General features: G+C 33.1%; 22 protein-coding genes. 14 read left to right on the top strand and 8 right to left on the bottom strand.

What is annotated here, in order from left to right:
- Positions 1-15: 15 nt before the first annotated feature.
- The 3 genes from HGP29_RS25900 to hemC are packed head-to-tail and all read right to left on the bottom strand — an operon-like array spanning position 16 to position 1,988.
- Positions 16-507 (bottom strand): NADH-quinone oxidoreductase subunit C, encoded by a 492-nt coding sequence (locus HGP29_RS25900; RefSeq protein ID WP_168885375.1) that lies wholly within the window; start codon positions 505-507, stop codon positions 16-18.
- Positions 507-1,034, bottom strand: coding sequence for an NADH-quinone oxidoreductase subunit B (locus HGP29_RS25895; protein ID WP_168885374.1), 528 nt, complete (start codon positions 1,032-1,034; stop codon positions 507-509). Before HGP29_RS25895 ends, HGP29_RS25900 begins: the two co-directional genes overlap by 1 nt.
- A gap of 24 nt (positions 1,035-1,058) precedes the next feature.
- Positions 1,059-1,988 (bottom strand): hydroxymethylbilane synthase, encoded by a 930-nt coding sequence (hemC, locus tag HGP29_RS25890; protein WP_168885373.1) that lies wholly within the window; start codon positions 1,986-1,988, stop codon positions 1,059-1,061.
- 472 nt (positions 1,989-2,460) lie between these two features.
- On the opposite strand from hemC, the gene HGP29_RS25885 reads away from it, so the two are divergent.
- Positions 2,461-2,862: an ArsR/SmtB family transcription factor gene (locus HGP29_RS25885; protein WP_168885372.1), complete on the top strand. Its 402-nt coding sequence runs from the start codon at positions 2,461-2,463 to the stop codon at positions 2,860-2,862.
- A gap of 10 nt (positions 2,863-2,872) precedes the next feature.
- On the top strand, positions 2,873-3,400 hold the full coding sequence (locus HGP29_RS25880) for an RNA methyltransferase (protein WP_168885371.1): 528 nt from the start codon (positions 2,873-2,875) through the stop codon (positions 3,398-3,400).
- 73 nt (positions 3,401-3,473) lie between these two features.
- Here HGP29_RS25880 and HGP29_RS25875 read toward each other — a convergent pair whose 3' ends face one another.
- The 3 genes from HGP29_RS25875 to HGP29_RS25865 form a co-directional block, all read right to left on the bottom strand.
- Complete coding sequence (locus HGP29_RS25875; protein ID WP_168885370.1) at positions 3,474-4,421, bottom strand: hypothetical protein; 948 nt, start codon at positions 4,419-4,421, stop codon at positions 3,474-3,476.
- A gap of 116 nt (positions 4,422-4,537) precedes the next feature.
- A complete protein-coding gene (locus HGP29_RS25870) occupies positions 4,538-5,116 on the bottom strand; it encodes a non-canonical purine NTP diphosphatase (RefSeq protein ID WP_168885369.1) in 579 nt (192 codons plus the stop codon).
- Between the two features lie 45 nt (positions 5,117-5,161).
- Positions 5,162-5,713, bottom strand: coding sequence for a GNAT family N-acetyltransferase (locus tag HGP29_RS25865; RefSeq protein WP_168885368.1), 552 nt, complete (start codon positions 5,711-5,713; stop codon positions 5,162-5,164).
- Between the two features lie 121 nt (positions 5,714-5,834).
- Between HGP29_RS25865 and HGP29_RS25860 the strand changes: the two genes are divergently transcribed.
- The 11 genes from HGP29_RS25860 to uvrC all read left to right on the top strand — a co-directional run bounded on the left by HGP29_RS25860 (position 5,835) and on the right by uvrC (position 16,235).
- The gene (locus HGP29_RS25860) at positions 5,835-6,461 is read left to right on the top strand and encodes an L-threonylcarbamoyladenylate synthase (protein ID WP_168885367.1); all 627 of its coding nucleotides are present in this window, start codon (positions 5,835-5,837) and stop codon (positions 6,459-6,461) included.
- 32 nt (positions 6,462-6,493) lie between these two features.
- Positions 6,494-7,429, top strand: a complete 936-nt coding sequence (locus tag HGP29_RS25855; protein WP_168885366.1) for a UDP-glucuronic acid decarboxylase family protein — start codon at positions 6,494-6,496, stop codon at positions 7,427-7,429.
- Positions 7,430-7,674: 245 nt separating this feature from the next.
- A complete protein-coding gene (locus HGP29_RS25850) occupies positions 7,675-8,046 on the top strand; it encodes a hypothetical protein (protein WP_168885365.1) in 372 nt (123 codons plus the stop codon).
- Positions 8,047-8,145: 99 nt separating this feature from the next.
- Entirely contained in the window at positions 8,146-8,871 is a 726-nt protein-coding gene (lipB, locus tag HGP29_RS25845; protein WP_211093424.1) for a lipoyl(octanoyl) transferase LipB, read from the top strand.
- Between the two features lie 11 nt (positions 8,872-8,882).
- Positions 8,883-10,091, top strand: a complete 1,209-nt coding sequence (gene aroA, locus HGP29_RS25840) for a 3-phosphoshikimate 1-carboxyvinyltransferase (RefSeq protein WP_168885364.1) — start codon at positions 8,883-8,885, stop codon at positions 10,089-10,091.
- Between the two features lie 15 nt (positions 10,092-10,106).
- Positions 10,107-10,685 (top strand): MarC family protein, encoded by a 579-nt coding sequence (locus tag HGP29_RS25835; RefSeq protein WP_168885363.1) that lies wholly within the window; start codon positions 10,107-10,109, stop codon positions 10,683-10,685.
- Between the two features lie 201 nt (positions 10,686-10,886).
- On the top strand, positions 10,887-11,714 hold the full coding sequence (locus HGP29_RS25830) for a GWxTD domain-containing protein (RefSeq protein WP_168885362.1): 828 nt from the start codon (positions 10,887-10,889) through the stop codon (positions 11,712-11,714).
- Positions 11,715-11,779: 65 nt separating this feature from the next.
- On the top strand, positions 11,780-12,889 hold the full coding sequence (hisB, locus tag HGP29_RS25825; protein ID WP_168885361.1) for a bifunctional histidinol-phosphatase/imidazoleglycerol-phosphate dehydratase HisB: 1,110 nt from the start codon (positions 11,780-11,782) through the stop codon (positions 12,887-12,889).
- 96 nt (positions 12,890-12,985) lie between these two features.
- Positions 12,986-13,534, top strand: a complete 549-nt coding sequence (locus HGP29_RS25820) for a DUF2911 domain-containing protein (protein ID WP_168885360.1) — start codon at positions 12,986-12,988, stop codon at positions 13,532-13,534.
- A gap of 145 nt (positions 13,535-13,679) precedes the next feature.
- Entirely contained in the window at positions 13,680-14,309 is a 630-nt protein-coding gene (locus HGP29_RS25815) for a transglycosylase domain-containing protein (RefSeq protein ID WP_168885359.1), read from the top strand.
- A 117-nt stretch (positions 14,310-14,426) separates the two neighbouring features.
- Positions 14,427-16,235, top strand: a complete 1,809-nt coding sequence (gene uvrC / locus HGP29_RS25810; RefSeq protein WP_168885358.1) for an excinuclease ABC subunit UvrC — start codon at positions 14,427-14,429, stop codon at positions 16,233-16,235.
- A 35-nt stretch (positions 16,236-16,270) separates the two neighbouring features.
- On the opposite strand, the gene HGP29_RS25805 is transcribed toward uvrC, so the two are convergent.
- Both HGP29_RS25805 and HGP29_RS25800 read right to left on the bottom strand, forming a co-directional pair.
- The gene (locus HGP29_RS25805) at positions 16,271-17,218 is read right to left on the bottom strand and encodes an ion channel (RefSeq protein WP_168885357.1); all 948 of its coding nucleotides are present in this window, start codon (positions 17,216-17,218) and stop codon (positions 16,271-16,273) included.
- Between the two features lie 16 nt (positions 17,219-17,234).
- Positions 17,235-18,092, bottom strand: a complete 858-nt coding sequence (locus tag HGP29_RS25800; protein ID WP_168885356.1) for an aldo/keto reductase — start codon at positions 18,090-18,092, stop codon at positions 17,235-17,237.
- Between the two features lie 101 nt (positions 18,093-18,193).
- Between HGP29_RS25800 and HGP29_RS25795 the strand changes: the two genes are divergently transcribed.
- Entirely contained in the window at positions 18,194-21,103 is a 2,910-nt protein-coding gene (locus HGP29_RS25795) for a PAS domain S-box protein (protein WP_168885355.1), read from the top strand.
- Positions 21,104-21,368: the final 265 nt, after the last annotated feature.

Genomic DNA, 21,368 nt, shown 5'->3' with positions numbered 1-21,368 from the left:
ATCATTTAAAAAAGATTAATCTTTTTCATATTTTACTGTAATGCCATGATAGGTATCTTGTTCTTTATAATCCTTTTGTAAAGGATGTCCAATCCAATCATCAGCAGATAGGATTCTACGAAGATCAGGGTGATTTTCAAATTTCATACCTACCAAGTCCCAAGCTTCTCTTTCATGCCAATTGGCAGCTTTCCATACAGAAGTAACAGATGGAAGTTTTGGATCTTCTCTATCAAGTACCACCTTTAGAGTTAATCTATAACCGTTGGGTATAGAATATAAGTGGTATAATACTTCCATTGATTTTTTTGCAGGGCCATTATCAAGACCTGTTAAACATGATAAAGTATCGAAGAATGTAGTTTTATCTGTTTTCAGAAACTGACAAACTTCTTCAATTTTATCAGCAGGAACAACAATTTCATGTTGCGGAAGCTTTGTATTCACCTCCAACTCACAGTCTTTTATATTTTCCTGAATTAATGCAGCGATTTCTTCTGTAGTCATTATTTTACAGTTTCTTTGTTCATTAATCGTTCAACAGCTTTAGGTGCCATAAGTGTTTCCTTACGGATTTCATCTCTTAATTTTAAGATACCACCAATAAGAGCTTCAGGTCTTGGAGGACATCCTGGTACATAGACATCCACAGGAATAATTCTATCCACACCTTTTACTACATTATATCCATGTTCCCAGTAAGGACCACCGCAATTGGCACAACTACCCATAGAAATAACATACCTAGGTTCTGCCATCTGTTCATATAAACGTCGAACTCTATCTGCCATCTTAAAAGTTACAGTACCAGAAATGATCATTGCATCAGATTGACGAGGTGTACCCCTTGGAATGACACCAAAGCGGTCAAGATCGTAGGTTGATGACCATGTTGTGATCATTTCAATTGCACAACATGCCAAGCCAAATCCTAGTGGCCAGAATGATGATAATCGGGCCCAGTTAATTAAATCATCTACTTTAGAGATGACAATTTCACCTTGCCCAAATCTTTGGTCCAATAAACCTTTCATATAGACTGAGTTGTTCGTTTGAGTTTATGAATTCTTCAGTGCTGCTAAAATTTCAGCACCTCCATTTGCTAGTGTGTCTTTTGCTATCTGTGTTCCTTTTGATTCCACTTCATCAGGAGAACAGGTATATGTATATCTAATTTCTTCAGTATTAGCTTGAGCTAAACCTCCAGTAATTTTTAGTTCATTATCAGCAGTCCATGTAGCAAGACAGAAAGCAGGGATACTACATCCGCCTTGAAGTTCTTTTAAGAAAGCTCTTTCTGCTTTTAAGCAAACTTCTGTCTTTTCGTTATTAATAGCTTTTCTAATAGCTGATCTTACTTCAGGATCTAAATTCGTAGCTGATTCGATGGCTACACAACCTTGTCCTGTCGCAGGAGTAAACGTATCTAATGGATGTTCATGAACAATCATATCGTTATAACCCATACGATGAACACCAGCATATGCAAGCATAAGAACATCACATAATCCATCTTCCATTTTCTGAATACGAGTTTGTAGATTACCTCTAACATCTACAATCTTTGCATTAGGAAAATGTTTTGTAAGCATAGCAACTCTTCTAACTGAAGAAGTACCAATAACAAACTCTTTATCTTTATCTACAGTAAATCCTTTTTTATGACTTACGAAAACATCATGACAAGCTTCTCTTTCAGTGAAAGCAATTAATTCAAAGTCATCTCCTAAAGAAGCTTGCATATCTTTAGCACTATGCACTGCAATATCTATATCACCATTACGAAGTTGGTCTTCTAATTCTTCAGTGAAAACACCTTTAGAACCAATTTTCGATAATGCTCTATCTAAGATTTTATCTCCTTTAGTTTCAATCAACACCAATTCACCTTTTAAACCATTTTGTTCAAGAAGTGCTTTAACATATTCGGCTTGCCATAAAGCAAGCTTACTTTTCCTAGTACCGATTTTTATTGCTCTCTCTATCATGTTATTATTAATATAAGTGCGAAGATAATAATTTTGAGGCGAGTAGAGGTAACAAATTAGGGATCGATAAGATATTAAAAATAAAAAAAAGACATCCAACAATATTGAATGTCTTTCCACAACTGGTTAATGTTACTGGTGTATCATGCCATATAATAGGCGATTAACCTATTATCTTTACCTATTACAAGTTTAAGGCTAAATTTTCTAACCAAAAAATTATGTATTGTAAAAATTTACTAATCTTAGAATTATTATATCGACTTGATTGATTTATTCTATTTTTACGTTGTTATGCAGGTTGTAATCCTAAGAAATGAAATATTTGTATATGTAATTTTAGCTCACAAAAACGATAACTTTGTGATTATACGGTGATTTCGATTTTATAAAACCCTTTTTTTCTGATTTTTAAGGAGATATCAAATGAATTCATATATTTGTGAACGCGAATTAAAGCATTGATATTTCTATGAAGCTAAAACACTTCAATTTATCTATAGGTACTCAAATAATGAAAGCCTTAGGTGAAGAATCACGTATAAGAATTATGCATCTGCTTTATGAAAATGAAGAGATGTGTATTTCAGATATTGAACTAGTACTCGACTTTACGCAAACAAAGACTTCAAGACATTTAATTTACATGAAAAATGCAGGTCTTTTAAATGTAAGGAAAGTAGATCAATGGTCGTTTTATTCTATCAAAGAAGAACTGATGGGAATAATAGAAACGATTTTTAAATATATGGAGAGAGATGCTCAATTGATTGAGGATCAAGAAACGTATAGAACACTTTCTAGTAATAGAGAGTTGGCAATGAATAAGATTGAACGCCGTAGAATGAGTCATCATTATCCGGAAGGAGATTAATAAGTAAAGAATGAGAAAGTTAAGCATGGATGAACTTAACAGAGTGAGTGCTGAAGAGTTCAAGAATCAAGAAAAAAATAATATTGTTGTTGTCTTAGATAACATCAGATCATTAAATAATGTAGGTTCTTCTTTTAGAACAGGTGATGCTTTTGCCATTGAGAAAGTAGTTTTATGTGGTATCACAGGAAAACCACCTCATAGAGATATTCATAAAACTGCCCTAGGAGCTCAGGATACTGTAACTTGGGAACATCATGAGTCTACAGTAGAAGCGATTGAAAAATTGAAAGAAGATGGATATAAAGTAATTGCTGTTGAACAAGTTGAAGGTTCTACTATGCTTCAGGATTTCGAAACAACTAAAGAAGAAAAAGTAGCTTTAGTTTTTGGTAATGAAGTAATGGGCGTTAGTGATGAAGCTATTGCAGCTTCTGATATGGCATTAGAAATTCCACAATTTGGTACCAAACATTCATTGAATGTATCTGTTACCATTGGTGTTGTTTTATGGCAAGTATTACAAAAGAAGATGTAATAGAGATCTTATATATTAAAAAAGGCATGTAGAAAAGATAATCTACATGCCTTTTTTATTTATATCAATCCAATTATTTTGTTTTCACTCTTGGGGATTTGTTAGATTTATTTTCAGACCTTCTTGAGAACTCGAATAAGCCAAGAACTAATAAACTAAAACCAATACCAAAGGCAGCTTCAGCTGAATTAGTTTGATAGAAAGCTACAATTCTACCAATCAATGAAACCAATGTTAGTGCCATACCAATGGTAATAATATTTTTACTGAAATAAACGATACCAATAATAGCAAATACCATTTGGAATAAAATATTCATTTCAGCTTGCCAACTCATTCCACCTTTCCAGAAATCGGCAAAATAAAGTCCCAGTAACATAAAGTAAAATACTAGTTGAGAAGGTGAGAAGGTAGGGATTTCTTCTTCTACTTTTTCTCCTTCATGATCATCATTGCCAATGAATATTTTAAATAGGATATAACCAATACCTAATGTAAATACATAGAATAATCCACCCCAAAGGCTTTGTTCCAAGATTTCAGTGGCAGTAAGCTTTTCAGAATATAATAGGAATGAATTGAGTGTAGCTAACACTACAATTGCCATAAACCCTATGATTAAATGAATAAAATTATTCTTTTGGAAGAAATAACGCAATACTAATAAACTAAGTATCATGGCCATTCCTTTTCGTGTGATACTATTTAATATAGTTTCTAAAAGAACTTCTTGTCCACCATAAAAAATATATAGGTTTAATATGACGCTCATCCATACGCCAAGCAAGCCAATCCAGAATAATGCTTTTTCCTTGTAGCTTTTAAGAATTGCTAATCCAATAAATAAAATAGCAGGAGTGCTAAATGGCACAATGATTAACTTTCCGATAACAGAAGTAGCTGCAACATTAGTTGTAAAAGCACCATAAATGAGTGGGAATGATTGAACTAGAATAGCTGCTAGTCCAAAAGCTAATCCAAATTTTTGGTACTCTTTTTTTGTCTGTAATGTTAGTTCCATGATGATGAATTTTAGACTAAAAAATACTTTAGGCGAAGACCAATAATACGCATTTTATAAAAAAAAACATATTTATCCACACTGTAAAGTTGTGTTCATGAATATAAAAGTAGTAATTAAATGCTTTTTAGTAATTCTATTAGCTTAGTAACTGCTTTACCTCTATGACTAATTTCGTTTTTTTCCGAAGCAGATAATTGAGCAAACGTCTTTTCATGCCCAATTGGTCTAAAAATAGGGTCATAACCAAAGCCTTGATCACCGGTACGTTCTTTTATAATTTCTCCTTCAGCAATACCATCGACTTGTTTAATTTCTCCATTCCAAACCAAAGTAATAACAGTTCTGAATCTTGCTGATCTATCCGATTTACCTTCAAGATTTTTCAAGACTAGGTCCATATTGTCATCGCTATCTCTTTGTGGACCAGCATACCTTGCTGAATATACTCCTGGATCTCCATTTAAGGCGTTAACTTCTAATCCGGTATCATCAGCAAAACAACTTACTTGGTAATTGTCCCATACATATTGAGCTTTTTGTGCAGAATTACCTTCTAGAGTTTCCTGTGTTTCAGGGAGCTCTTCATTACAATTGATTTCTTTTAAACTGACAACCTCATATAAACCATCTAATTGTTGTTGAATTTCTTTCAACTTATTGGGGTTATTGGTTGCGAAGCAAATCTTTTTCATGGTTAAATATATTTGACTTTAAATGTTTCTTATTTTGGAATAGGGTTATGAGTATTTCTCTTTAAAAGCTTTTAAAAAATCTTCATCATAAGGTTCTTCATCAATTGTCTCTTGTGTGATGTAAAACCCTAGCTTTTGATATATTCTAATAGCAGAAGGATGATCATATTCACAGGTATGTAGCCATACATCTTCAATTTGTAATTTTTTGAACATCATTTCTGTCGATTGACTTAAAAATGGTAAACCGAGTTGTCTGCCAATAAATTGCTTTAAAAGCCCAAAGTACACGATTTCAGCTTTGTTCTCCTGTGATAAATCAAATTCAATAAACCCTGCATGATCATTATCTACTCTTAGGATATACAAAACACAATTTTCTGAAAACAACCATTTCTTTAATTCATCTTGTGGCATAAGGATTCTTCCAGTCCATCCCCAATCGTCTCCCACTTGTTTATAAAGCGTTAAATACTCATCCACATTCTCAGGAATCCATCTCTCAATTGCTACCTTATTTTTAAATTCAAAAGGAACAATTTTGTCTTCTGTAATTTCCAGATAAGTTGTTTTAACTGGAATCGTTATGTATGCCATTTTAGGTATTAATATTTAAATTAATCATAGCAATATATAGTAAATATTTTATGTGTTACCTTCTTTTGTGCATATAAATTAAAAAGCAACCATTATCTTCACATGAATAAATATTAAGACCATGGCAGATTTTTTTAGAATCAATCCTGACAATCCACAAGAACGTATTTTAAATGAGGTAGTAAACGTTTTAAAACGAGGTGGATTAGTAATTTATCCTACAGATACTGTATATGGTGTAGGTTGTGACTTAACCAATCAATCAGCATTAAAAAAGTTACTTCGTTTTAAAGGTTTAAAAGCCAATAAAATGAATCTTGCATTTATTTGCTACGACCTGTCAGACATTACAAATTATGTAAAACAGATTGATACACCTGTTTTTAGAGTGTTGAAAAAATCGTTACCAGGTCCATTTACATTTATCATGAAGGCCAGTAGTTCTGTACCTAAATTGGTAGATACAAAAAAGAAAGAAGTGGGTATCCGTGTACCCGATCATAATATTCCAAGGGAGTTAGTAAGGTTATTAGGTAATCCTATTGTTACAACTTCTTTGAAACAAGATGATGATATTTTAGAATATCCAACAGACCCAGAATTAATCTATGAAGATTACGGAAATCAAGTTGATGCTGTAATTGATGGAGGGTATGGAAACATACATTTATCTACTGTTGTTGACCTAAGAGATGGAGATTTTGAAGTCATCCGTCAGGGGGCAGGAGATATTGAAGATTATCTTTAAAATTATTTTTTATTACTACGATACAATTAAGAATGAAAAGAGTACTGATTACAGGAGCGGCAGGCTTCTTAGGTTCTCATTTGTGCGATAAGTTTTTGGCAAATGGGTTTAAAGTGGTAGGAATGGATAACTTTCTAACAGGAAGTGAAGACAACATCTCTCACTTGTTTGGTAATCCCAACTTTGAGTTCTATCACCATGATGTAACCAAGTTTGTACACGTTTCTGGAGAATTAGACTACATTCTTCATTTTGCATCACCAGCAAGTCCTATTGATTATTTAGAGATGCCTATCCAAACTTTAAAAGTAGGCTCTTTAGCACCATATAATTTATTAGGATTAGCGAGAGTAAAGAAAGCTCGTTTCATTATTGCTTCAACTTCAGAAGTATACGGGGACCCAAGTGTACACCCTCAACCAGAAGAATATTGGGGTAATGTAAACCCAATTGGTCCAAGAGGTGTATATGATGAAGCAAAAAGATTCCAAGAGGCAATTACTATGGGATACCATAATTACCACGGTATTGATACTGGTATTGTCAGAATCTTCAATACTTATGGACCAAGAATGCGTCTGAATGATGGTAGAGCATTACCTGCTTTTATGAGTCAGGCATTAAGAGGAGAAGATATCACAGTATTTGGAGATGGTTCTCAAACTAGATCATTCTGTTATGTAGATGATTTGGTTGACGGAATTTATCGCTTAACATTGTCAGATTATCATTACCCAGTGAATATTGGTAATCCTCAAGAGATCACAATCAAGCAATTTGCGGATGAAATTGTTGAGATTACTAATTCAGGTAGTAAGGTAACTTACCAAGAATTACCTAAGGATGATCCCAAACAACGTAGACCAGATATTACAAAAGCAAAGGAAATCTTAGATTGGGAGCCAAAGATTGATCGATCTGAAGGTTTAAAAAGAACATTAGAATACTTCCAACAAAAAGTGAAGTAATCTCAAAATTGATAGATACTGAGAGGTAAAAGTGAAGGCTTTTACCTCTTTTTTATTACATAAGTAATCTATTTCATAGAAAGAATTTATTGAAATATGATAAAAGCTATTTTTCTCTAAGTTGTTTATTCACAAAGATTTGAAGTATAAAGTGTGAATATGAATAGTGTTTTACGTTAACGTTTATTTGGTTGAACGACTTATAATGTTATATTTGTCTTGATTAAACCTCGTTACAGGCAAAAATGACTAGTGAAGAGAAAAAAGCTTACTTATTGATCAAATCAGTGATATTCCATTATCACGGACTAGACGAAGACGAGCAGGCAATTTTGGAGGAAACTGCAACAAATATTCAAGGTCATGATGAGTTAGAGTGGGCTACTCAATTTATCGCAGAAGACTATGTGAATGCTTTTGACAGAGCAAAAGATTACCTATCAGAGGTAATGTTAGAATTCCCTTCAGAAACGCGCTTAAAATATATATGTCTCGCTTGGGATGCCAATAATAGAAAAGGCTACATAAGTGAGATGGAGGCTACTGCTATGCTAAAATTAGCGAATACACTAGGTGTTCAAGGGGAATTTTTGGCATACATCAAGTCTACGAGTTAAAATATTCTATCTTTTTTATAGATATCAACCTCTTCTTGCATTAGAAGAGGTTTTTTTTGTGCAATTTCGCAGTACAGTATCGTTTTGATCAAAGTTGTCATGAACAAGAAAGTAGAATTTCAAGATTTAGGTAATATGCCTTATGGCAAGGCATGGGACTATCAAACAGAGTTATTTGACGGAATCGTTCAAACAAAACTCGAGAATAGAAGAAGAAAAGACAGAGGAGAGGAAGAAATCCCTACAAAGAATTATTTATTGTTTGTGGAGCACCCTCATGTATATACTTTAGGAAAAAGCGGTAAAGAAGAGCATCTACTATTAGATCAAAAAGGTCTTGAAAGAGAACATGTAGAGTTTTTCAAAATTAATAGAGGTGGAGATATCACTTATCATGGTCCAGGCCAGATAGTAGGGTATCCTATTCTCGATTTGGATAACTTTTTTACAGATATCCATAAATATCTACGATTACTAGAAGAAGCAGTCATCTTAACTTTAGGTGATTACGGAATCAAAGCAGGTCGTATTGATGGACTTACAGGTGTTTGGATTGGTGAAAACGGCGATCCAAACCCAAGAAAAATATGTGCGATGGGTGTAAAAACATCCCGTTGGGTAACTATGCATGGATTTGCCCTCAACGTAAACGCAAACCTTAATTACTTTGGAAATATTGTTCCTTGTGGTATTTCAGATAAAGCTGTAACATCTATGCAGTTTGAACTAGGTAAAGAGGTGGACATGCAAGAAGTAGAAAAGGTACTTAAGCAGCATTTAAGTAATCTTTTTGAAATGGAACTATTTGAAAACCAACAGAACTAACAAAAAAGACGATGAAAATATTTCACCCTTCTAAAACTGTAAAGTTAGATGTGCCATTGGTATCATCTAAAAGTGAGTCGAACAGAGCATTGATTATTCAAGCTTCTGCAAAAGAAAACATTGAATTAGGAAACATCTCTAAAGCAAGAGATACTCAGACAATGATGCGTCTTTTAGCATCTAATGATGAAACTCTTGATGTTCTTGATGCAGGTACTACGATGCGTTTTTTAACTGCATATGTTACAGCCAATAATCGTAAGACGATCATGACAGGTACTGCTCGTATGCAAGAAAGACCAATTGGTATTTTAGTAGATGCATTAAGAAGCCTTGGAGCAGATGTTGAATATCTAAAGAATGATGGATACCCTCCTCATAAGATCAATGGTTTTACACAAAAAACAGATACAGTAAGTATTAGAGGGGATGTAAGTAGTCAATATATTTCAGCTTTATTACTAGTTGGTCCTACATTACCACAAGGGATCAAATTAGTATTAGAAGGAACGGTAGCTTCAAAACCGTATATCATGATGACTTTAAGTCTAATGGAACGTTTTGGAGTAAAGTATACTTGGGAGGATAATACAATTACTGTTGCTCCTCAAGAGTATAAAGCAGGTAATTATACTATTGAATCAGATTGGTCTGGTGCGAGCTACTGGTATTCAATTGCTGCTCTAAGTGAAGAAGCTGACATCAAGATTATGCACCTTAGAGAAGATTCTCTTCAAGGAGATAAAGCCATTGTTGAGATCATGGAGCAATTGGGTGTGAAATCAACTTTTGAAGCAGATGGTGTACGTTTAACTAAAACAGAAAAAGCAGAAAAGTTCTTTTTTGACTTTACACACTGCCCAGACCTTGCACAAACTATTGTATCTTTAGTAGCAGCTTTAGGTATGGAAGGGCGTATGATTGGTCTTCAAAGCTTGAGAATTAAAGAGACAGATAGAATTGCTGCTCTTCAAAATGAGATCAAAAAATTAGGTTTAGAGATTGAAGTAATTGGTGATGAAGAGATCATCGTTCCAGCTGGAGGTATTTCAATCGATGGACAAACTATTCATACATACGAAGACCACAGAATGGCAATGGCTTTTGCTCCACTGTCAATCTTGGGTGAATTAAATATTGATGAGCCAGAAGTAGTAGCAAAATCATACCCTAGCTATTGGGAAGATTTAACTGCAGCAGGCTTCAAAATTGAGGACTAAATAATTGATTAAATCATGACTGATTTTGATTTAAGTGTCAGCTTTAAAGCTGTTGCATCTGTAACCCTTATTTTATTTTCTGTAATTGATATTGTAGGTTCAATTCCTATTATTATTGATTTAAGACAAAAAGAAGGGAAAATTGAATCAGGAAAAGCCACGGTCGTTGCTGGGATTATCATGATCCTATTCTTGATTGTTGGTACACAAATACTAAATCTTTTTGGTATTGATGTAAATTCATTTGCTATTGCAGGTGCCATAATTCTGTTTCTTTTAGGAATAGAAATGATTTTAGGTATAGTTCTTTTTAAGAGTGAGCCTGATGCAGGTTCAGGGTCTATTGTTCCTTTAGCGTTTCCTCTAATTGCAGGAGCAGGATCAATGACTACGATTATATCACTAAAATCAGAATATTCAGAAATGAGTATTCTTTTGGGTATCATACTTAATTTACTTTTTGTTTATATCGTTTTGAAAAGCTCAGGATGGATTCAAAAGAAATTAGGTAAAGGAGGAGCAAATATTTTGAGGAAAGTATTTGGTATTATCTTGCTTGCTATCGCAATTAAATTATTCAAAACAAATATCTAAGCAATAACTTGAGTGATGTTTATGAATATCACACAAGCTGATAGAGAGACATAGATTGAATAGAAAAGGTATTCTTAATGTGAAAATTAGGAATACCTTTTTGTTTTCATTGTTTCTTATAAAAATTGACTTCTTACTTTCTTCAAAAATTATTAACTTAATTCTCTGTAAAACTTAAAAACTCATTCCGAGACTTTTTAAATGAGAAAGACAGCATCATACTTCTTTAAAATTCTATCTATTCTTCTCTTTACTGTTGAAGCCTCCGCACAAACTAATTTCAATGTTGATTTAGGAAGCAGTATGGCTTATATCAAACAAGGTGAAAACTTTACGGTAAAAGGTAGTGCCGGAACCCCATATTATGTGTATCATTTTTCTACAGATTTTATGCCTGCTCCACCACCCATGATAGAAAATCCAAACCTTGGCAACCCAATGGTAGTTGATTCTAGTTTTCAGATCATGGCCAATGAAGCAATAGATGTTAAATCAACTGGGTTGTATTTTATTCAATCAGATACTGCCAGTAGAGAAGGTGTTGGTTTTATGTCTGTTCCTGAGGATTTTCCTAAGTACAGAAAAATGAGACATATCTATCCTCCAATGATATATATATCTACACAAAATGAGATGATGTCTTTTAAATCGGGAGATCGACCGAGATTAGCATTTGAAAATTTTTGGTTAAATGTGGCAGGGTCACCAGATAATGCTAAACGTATGATCAAAATGTATTTTGATAGAGTAACGGAAGCTAATATTAAGTTTACAGATTATAAGGAAGGCTGGAAAACCGACAGAGGAATAGTATATATTATTTTTGGTGAGCCTAATGAGGTCTCTAATATAGACGGTGGAATTCGATGGTCATATGAGAGTAATTTAAATCATGGGCAGGTGGAATTCGACTTTATGGAAGACAATAATCAGTTTACGGGTACTCATTATGAATTAAAAAGATCCTTCGATTATAAAAGAGTTTGGTTCGATACCGTTAAAAAATGGAGAAACGGGACAATCCAATAATGAAATACATCGTATATTGTGAGCTGAATTAAACAAAAGTATAATCAGAACTACGAACAAGCTTCATGAAAAAGGCATTATTTATTGATCGTGACGGAACAATTATCGTTGAACCTCCTGTAGATTATCAGGTAGATTCATTAGAAAAGTTAGAGTTTGTTCCTATGGCTATTTCTCAATTACAAAAAATAGCACAAGAACTCGACTATGAATTAGTAATGGTAACAAACCAAGATGGCTTAGGTACTGATAGTTACCCAGAAGATACATTTTGGCCTGCACATAATAAAATGTTGGACACCTTAAAAGGTGAAGGAATTGTCTTTGATGATATGTTGATCGATAAGACTTTTGAGCATGAAAATGCCCCAACAAGAAAGCCTAGAACAGGTTTAATGACAGCCTACATGTCTGGAGATTATGACTTAAAAAATAGTTTCGTCATAGGCGATAGACTTACAGATGTTGAATTAGCAACAAATTTAGGTGCTCAAGGAATTTTTATTGGTGAAAAAGGTTCTTCAGAAGATGCAGTATTAGAAACTAAATCTTGGAAGGAAATTTATGAGTTTCTATCAAACTACTCTCCAAATGGAAGAGAAGCTAAAGTAGAGCGTATCACTAATGAAACATCTATTCTGATTAAAGTAAACTTGGACGGTAGTGGTAAATCAGACCTTTCTACAGGAATTGGTTTCTTTGATCATATGTTACACCAAGTTGCTCGTCATGGTAAAATAGACCTTACTGTAAAAGTAACAGGTGATTTATATATTGATGAGCACCATACAATTGAAGATACAGGCTTAGCTATCGGTGAAGCTTTCAAACAAGCATTAGGTGATAAAAGAGGTATTGAAAGATATGGTTTCTTTATCGCTCCTATGGATGAAGTATTAGCTCAAGTGGCATTAGACTTTTCAGGTAGACCTTGGTTTGTTTGTGATGCACCTTTATCAAGAGAAAGTGTTGGAGATTTTCCAGTAGAGATGTTCTCGCATTTCTTTAAGTCATTCTCAGATACAGCAGGCTGTAACTTAAATATTAAGACGACAGGAGATAATGATCATCATATTATAGAAGGGGCTTTTAAAGCATTCGCAAAAGCAATAAGAATGGCAATAAAAGTTGAAGAAGGAAATAATGAAATTCCAAGTACCAAAGGGGTACTATAGAATAAGAATTCTTTTTACGATATTTGAAACGGAAATCACTGATAATATTTTTTTAAGTGATTTCCGTTTTTTTATTGATTTGACAATCCATACAATATGAGAAAATATATAGCCCTATTACTTTTTATTTTTCCTTTCAGTTTACACGCTCAAGATATCAAACATAAGCCTAGAAAAAGTGAGACTGGAATGGCAACTCATAAAATGGAAGACGGTACTTACGTAAAAGTTACATACGGAAGACCAAAGATGAAGTCTGATTTCGATAAGAAATTTGGTGTTTCCGTACCTTGGAGAAAAATCTGGAGATTTGGTGATGATGATGCAACAGAAATCACAATAACTAAAGATGTGATGTTTGGGGGAGAGTTATTAGAAGAAGGTACTTATTCGCTTTATGCGATTCCAGATACAGCAGAATGGACCTTAATAGTCAACAAAGCACAAGGGTCTTGGGGTACCTACAAGTACAATAAAAATGAGGATGTATTTAGACTTAAATTACCTGCATTAAACTCGTTCAGGATTTTCCAAAAATTCTCTATTTTCCTACAAGATGATCCAGAAGGGTGTAATTTAGTAGCCATATGGGAAAGAATTTCTATTGTCGTACCTATTAGAAAACCAGAAGATTCTGAGGAATAATTTTTGAATTTTAAGAAAATAAGTGGAAATTTAACGTAATTCAAAAAAATAATTACGAATCACTTAAGTGTATCTAACTTGTTTTCAATAAATTATAGGAGTATTACACTCAACGATATAGTACTACCTAATACCCCTCACTAACATGATTTTACCATTTATAAAACGATTATCTATTACGATTTTAGGGGTTCACATCCTCTTTATTATTTATGTAGCTTTTAGTTCATTTTATTTAAAATGGGCCAATCCTACTATGTCTTTATATATGTGTGCCAGAGCAAATTTTGATATAAATCAGGTAAGTATACCAAAGTTTATTCCCAAAGATGCTGTTCCTAATGATATTCAAACTGCGATCATTGGGGTAGAAGATCCTACTTTCCAACAACATAATGGTTATGCTCAGACAGACCATCCACTAACGGATGCTACTATATCTCAAAAAGTAGCAAGAAATATGTTCTTAATGCCTCATCAGAATAACTTGGGAAAATACCTAGAGACTATTGGTGCTGTAGGTATGGAATGTATTCTTGATAAAGATCGAATCTTCGAGTTGTATTTAAACTATGTAGAATGGGGCGATAATATTTATGGTATCGGAGAAGCTGCAGACTTTTATTATAAAAAAGATCTTAGATATTTATCTAGAACACAAAAATTAAAACTTGCATCAGTATTATCGAATCCTGTTGAAATAGAACCATCTACCTATAACACTGACAAGATAATAGAGGCTAGATTTAACTTGCTGAATAGATTTATGCAATAGTCTAAAAAATATTACAAATATCTGTAAGGAGTATGCTAGTTGTAAATCTAGTTACTCCTTATTTTTTTACCCTTTAAAAACAGTATATTCGTAAGTGCTTTTTATCAAACTGTAAGTATGGAAGATTATAAAGAAGAATTAATGAAGGTGGTAAAAAACCTTCCAATGCAACCTGGAGTATATAAGTATTTTAATGATGAAGGAAAAATCATCTATATAGGCAAAGCCAAAAAACTTAGAAACAGGGTGTCTTCTTATTTTCTGAAGCAGGCCACAATGAATCGTAAGACGAAACGCTTAGTGACTGAGATTCGAAAAATTGAATTCATTGTAGTGGATACTGAATATGATGCTTTATTACTTGAAAATAACTTAATAAAAAAGAATCAACCCAAATACAATATTCTTCTAAAGGATGATAAAACATATCCCTATATCTGTGTAACGAAAGAGCGATTTCCAAGAGTATTTTATACCAGAAATACAGAAGATAAAAGACATAAATATTTTGGTCCTTATCCTAGTTTAAGGACAATGAATGCTCTTTTGGATCTTTTTAAACAGTTATATAAAATCAGAAACTGTACATATAATTTATCAGAAGATAATGTTGCTGCAGGAAAATACTCTGTCTGTTTAGAATACCATATCAATAATTGTTTAGGTCCTTGTGAAGGAAAACAAAAGGAGGAAGATTACCAACAAGATATTAATCAGATATTACAGATCCTGAAAGGTAATTTAAGTGTTCCCAAAGAGTTCTTTACACAGAAAATGGAAGAGGCTGTTAGTGCTTTAGCTTTTGAAGAGGCACAACAATGGAAGCAGAAGTTAGATCTTCTTACCAATTATCAGTCTAAATCATTGGTTGTTTCTCCTACATTCAGAGAGTGTGAAGTATATGCGATAGTTACTGATGATAAGTTTGCCTACGTTAACTTTATAAAAATAATGAACGGAGGAATTATGCATTCAGAATCCAATCAACTGACAAAAAGAATGGACGAATCTGATAGTGAACTTCTCCTTTACGCAATCATGGATTTTAGAGAACGATACTCTACAAATTCAAGAAAAATATATACGAATATCGACCTTAGTGATGTTATTGATGAAGATGAACGTATGGAATTCTCAATACCTAAAATTGGTGATGGGAAAAAATTAATACAATTGTCTTTTAAAAATGCAATGTATTATAAAAGGGAAAGAGAAACATCAAGAGGAGAAATAAATGATAAGAAAAGTAGCTATCAGACATTACTTCAACTAAAAAATGACCTTCAATTAAAAGAGGTTCCTGTTCATATTGAGTGTTTTGATAACTCAAACATACAAGGTTCAAACCCAGTTTCTGCATGTGTTGTTTTCAGAGATGGTAGACCAGCGAAAAAAGATTACAGACATTTTCATGTGAAAACTGTAGAAGGCCCTAATGACTTTGCATCTATGGAAGAGGCTGTATATAGAAGATATAGAAGGTTACTCGATGAAAAACAAAAATTGCCACAATTGGTAATTATCGATGGGGGTAAAGGGCAACTGAGTTCAGCTGTAGAGGCATTAGAAAGGTTAGGCTTGTATGGAAAGCTTCCGGTGATTGGTATCGCAAAAAAATTAGAAGAGATTTTCTTTCCAGAAGATCCAATACCACTACATCTTAGTAAGAAATCGAGGTCTTTACAATTGGTACAAAGATTAAGGGATGAAGCTCATAGATTTGGTATCACTTTTCATAGAAATCTAAGAAGCAAAGGAAGTATTCATACGAAGCTTGAAGATATCCCAGGAGTTGGTCCAAATACAATAAAAAAATTACTCACTCACTATAAAACCTTATCAAATATAAAGGCTGCATCTGTAGATGAAGTGGCAGATCTGATAGGACAAAGTAAAGCTCAAAAAGTGAAAGACGGTTTAGCATAAAAAAAGCTCTTGGTTTATACCACCAAGAGCCTTTTTTATAAATCTTCTGTCATATGTACATCATCAACATTAAGAATAATATCACCATTATTATCTACAGTAAAGTTTCTGATAAACTTCTTATTTTCTTCAAATTCTGATGCAAAATAGGAGAAGTAAGTATATGTATCCTGACCAAAAGTTTCATCAAAACCATTCAGTGTAATCAACATTTCAGTTTGTCTATCCACTAACTCTTTTAAATTAATACCATACAAAGGACTGTTTTCATCAATGATATGAACAATAGTCCAAGTAAGTGGTAAAAACATAATGCTACTACGCTCTAAGGATAAATCATAAAAATCTCTTTTTAATCGAAATTCTCCTGGTTGTTGTGATTTAGCATTAATTGATAAATACACTGAAGCTCGAATATTTAGTAAGGTATTAGCCCTTTTATTTACAACTCTGAATTGGATGGAATCGTACTTTGTATTCTTGTATGGTGTAAGTAAGGCCGTTTGCGAAAACTTAATTTTAGATATTGGTCTTGAAAAACGACCATAAAGAATACCGGTAGAAAACGCAGAAAGTAATAGCCCATTAAAAGCTTCTAAACTGGCTATTAAACTTGTGAGGTTTCCAATAGGAGCCATAGCTCCATACCCAACAGTAGTGAAAGTTTGGACACTAAAAAACAATGCACTTATAAAATCATCCATAAGGTAGCCACTTGGTTGAACGCCACTGATGTGTTCTACACCTATTATGAGATATACCAATGCATAAACGAAATTCGTTGCTAAAATTACACTCGTAACTACCGCAATAAAAGGAGCCCAAGGAATAGTAATTAACCAATGGTAGGCATCGTTGATAATATTTAATGTACCAACTCTCTTTACATTAAAAGAACCATCTGGATTAATTATCCTTTTTGTTTTATGCTGATAGCTAGCCCCAACTCCAGGGTCTTGAATTTTTGAACTTTTATCAGGCATTATAAATCAATAATCATTAAGGTACTTCGTGTCCTTCTGCAGCTTGTAGAATTCTAAACCAATCTTCTCTTTCTAATGTTTTGTCCATTACTTCTGCTGCTGCAACAATACGACTTCCTTTTGTTGTGCCTAAAACAGGAATAATTCTCGTTGGATGAGATAAATGCCAAGCAAAAATAGTCTGATCTAAGGCAAGACCATATTTCTCTCCAACTTCACTTAGAACATTTTTCAGTGAGTCAATTTCCGGAGAAGATTCTGTAAAGATTCTACCATTGCCAAGCGGTGACCACGCCATCGGACGGATATCATTTTTCAGACAGTTGTCTAAAGATCCATCATATAGAGCCGTTGTGTGCAATGGTGAAATCTGAACTTGATTGATCTCAATATTAACCTCTTTCTGTAATGCATCTACCTGATGAGGAAGGAAGTTACTAACACCAAAAGCTTTTACTTTACCAGCAGTTTTTAGCTCTTCGATAGTTTCTGCAACTTCTTTAGGTTGTAATAAAGGATCAGGTCTATGAATTAAGATATAATCTAAAACATCCACCTGTAAATTTTCTAGAGACTTATCTACAGACTGAATAATATGAGATTTACTAGTATCGTAAGATTTTAACTGATGTGATGGACGATTTGGATGTAATAACTTAATGCCGCATTTAGTGACAATCTGTAATTTACTCTTCAATTCTGGTGATAAAGCTAATGCATCACCAAATAATTTTTCAATTGTATATCCACCATAAATATCTGCATGATCAAAAGTTGTGATACCTGCATCAATACTTTGGTGTATTAGTTTATTTATTTCTTGAGGTGAAAGATCTCCCCAATTCCAAACTCCTGTAACAATTTGTGATAACATATTAGTATTATAATTTTTCGTTTTTTCTATAAATTTTTAAATTGTAAGGACAATCAAATTCAACACAATAACTACTGGCTATCTAAGGAACTCCCGAAACTATGTTCAAACCGTCATTGCTATCAAATATAGATAAAGACAATACAATCCCTTTTTTACAAATACAAAAAAAGGACTTCTTATTACTAAATGAAAATAAGGCGGCTATCTTTTTGTTTGATATTACGGATGAACACCTAAAATACAATTCATTTTTTGATTTATGTCCCATAGAATGGAAGGGAGTTTTTCTAGGGTCTTTCAATGAATTAGAGATAGGTCAGAAAGTTAAGAAAGAGTTATATGATCAAGAAGGAAATCGATCAACAATTATAATTGAAGATGCGATAGAAGGGTATTTTATTTATCCTGATATTTTTGAAAAGAACCAGTTATCTCATTTTCCTCAAAATGCGATCATTCAATTATTAATCAAAGACTCCAGAGACGCGATAGCATTAGTCAGCCAAGAGAATAAGTTTATCGATTATAATAGTGCTATGGTTAATCTTTTAGAAAGGTTAGTCCCTAATGAAATAGGTTTGCTTAATCAGTACAGAGCATTATACAATCGATCTAAAAGAGTAAAAACAGGAATAAACTCTGCCTTAAATGGAGAAACATATACTACAGAAGTAGCCTATTACACAAAAGATGATGATTCTGTTTATGTAAAAACGATTTATCAGCCCATCTTCAATGAAGCAAATCAAGTATATGCATGTCTAGTAAGATGTAAAGATGTTACTGCTAGAAACTCTGTAGAAGACATGTTTAGTCTAATGCTTAATTCAGGGAATACTGGATATATTTTGGTAGATCAATACTCAAAAATTTGTAAGGTAAATAAGCACTTAGCTGACTTGCTGCAATATTCTCAAGAAGAATTAATTGGGGTTTCATTTCTTGAATATGTCCATTCATCCATAAGAGAACATGTAAAGAAAGAGTTTCATCAAATCGTATCATCAGATTTAAAGACAAGTATTAATGAAAAGACATTCTTAGATATCAATAGAAAGGACGGAGAGTCTTTATTATTTGAATTGGATGTCAAACGAGTAATTCTAGGAAATCATTCATTCGGAATGTTTGTGACACTAAAAAATATTACTCAAAAAGAAAGAAATAGTCATATTCTTAGAGAGATGCAACGCCTAATCAAGGCTTGTGGTTGGGTATATGATCGTTTCTCTAAAAAAATGCTTGTAACAGAGGAGGTTTCTCAAGTAGTAGGGGTATCCAAAGAGTTTGTAGAAAAAAATCCATCTTTCTTGTTATCAATGTGTGATAATAAATCAAGAAAAGAAGCGATGGTAATTCTTAGAAATGCCTATAAGAAACAAGACGATTTTGATTTAGAACTATGTATTAGACTAAAATATAAAGGAGAACAATGGGTGAGACTTACAGGACGACCAATTATTAGACATAATAAGGTAGTTGGTTTGTATGGAGGTTTACAAGATATTTCTCAACAGAAAAATGCCCTAACTCAATTAAAACGACATGAAGCCTACATGAAAGAGATTCAAAGAGTCACTAAAGTAGGTAATTGGGTATATGAAGTAGACGAACAAAGATATTATTGGTCGGACTACTTGTTTAACATGTTAGGAGCAGCCGGTACTGAAAAGCAAATACCTTCATTAAGACATCAATTTAAATACATCTATAATAGCTATAAATTTCCTTTAATGGAGGCTGTTAAACAATTGTCTATTCATCATCAACCTATTGATCTAGATGTAAGGTGTAATAATTGTATGAAGGAAATCTCAGGAATTGAATATTTGAATATTCAAGCTAGACCTATTTTCAACAAAAAAGGAAAACTATTACGCTTTGTAGGAGCCGTTACTGACATTACCGATAGAAAGCTAGAGGAGGAATCTAATAAGAGTAAAAAGATTTGGCTGAAGTCAATGATCAATGCAGCAAGAGATAGTTTTATTGCAGAGTATTCTGGCAGGGTGGCAAATTATAATCGAGGGTTACAAAAACTTCTCGGTTACAATAACTTTTTTGATCTCAGAGGAAGTGTGATCATAGATTTTTTCCATAAAGAAGATCAAAGAAAAGTGATTGTCTACCGACAACAGTGTAGAAGAGGAGATATTTCAGCACCTCAAAAGATAGAGGTGAGAATGAAAAGAAGAGATGGAGTTTACGTAAATGTAGAGTTAAGTGCTAATCTTGCTAAAATCAAAGGGCGTTTATATACTATCTTCAATGCTCATGATATCTCTAAAAGAAAAGAATACGAAGAAGGGCTTCTAGAAAAAAATCATGAACTAGAAGTAACCAATAAAGAACTAGATCGCTTTTTATATAGTACTACTCATGATCTAAAGGGTCCTATTACATCTATTAAAGGCTTGCTGAATCTTGCTAATAAGGAAACTGCCGATACTGTAAAACAAACCTATTTACCTATGATGGATAAAAATGTAGATAGGATTTTAGATCTAATTAAAGATTTTGGTGAGTTTTTAAGAAACAACAGAAATAAAGTTGAACCTAAATCAGTATCACTTAAAGATGAACTGAAATCAATTATTGCAACTCATCAATTTAGTATGTTACCTCAACAGAAGTTAAATATTGAGGTTAAAATGAATAGAGGCTTTAATACAGATAAGAATAGGATAAGGAGTATTCTGACAAACCTATTCACGAATAGTATTAAGTACTTTGATGTAGATAAGGAAAACCATTTCTTAAATATCAAAATATATCCCGAGAAGAAAGGTATTATGATTGCATTTGAAGATAATGGTGAAGGTATTGGAAAAAATGATCAATCAAAGGTGTTTGACATGTTCTATAGAGCAAGTGAAACAGGAGATGGTACAGGTTTGGGTCTTTTTATAGTAAAAGAAGCCGTTGAGGTATTAAAAGGAACGATCTCTTTAGAGTCAATAAAGGGTAAGGGAACGGTAGTTAAAGTATATGTTCCTGAATTTATTTAATTATTTATTGAAATATACTATACACGTTGTTAGTGTGTTGTGTGATGATTAATTTTCATTTAATATAATAATAGCTAGAAAATATTGCATTTATCAAGTTAGCTATTACCTTTGCACTCCCTTCAAACGGAAGGCCAACTGAAAAACACTCCTAGTGGGTGCTATTCATTTCAACATTTTGCAAAGAAGACAGCGATGTAAATTAAAATTTCAAATGAAATCAAATAAGCATTGCATATTAAATTTCTCTTCTTACCTTTGCACT

Source organism: Flammeovirga agarivorans (assembly GCF_012641475.1).
Taxonomy (GTDB): Bacteria; Bacteroidota; Bacteroidia; order Cytophagales; family Flammeovirgaceae; genus Flammeovirga; species Flammeovirga agarivorans.
The sequence above is the reverse complement of the archived record's forward strand: the minus strand, read 5'-3'. Positions and strand labels throughout refer to the sequence as shown.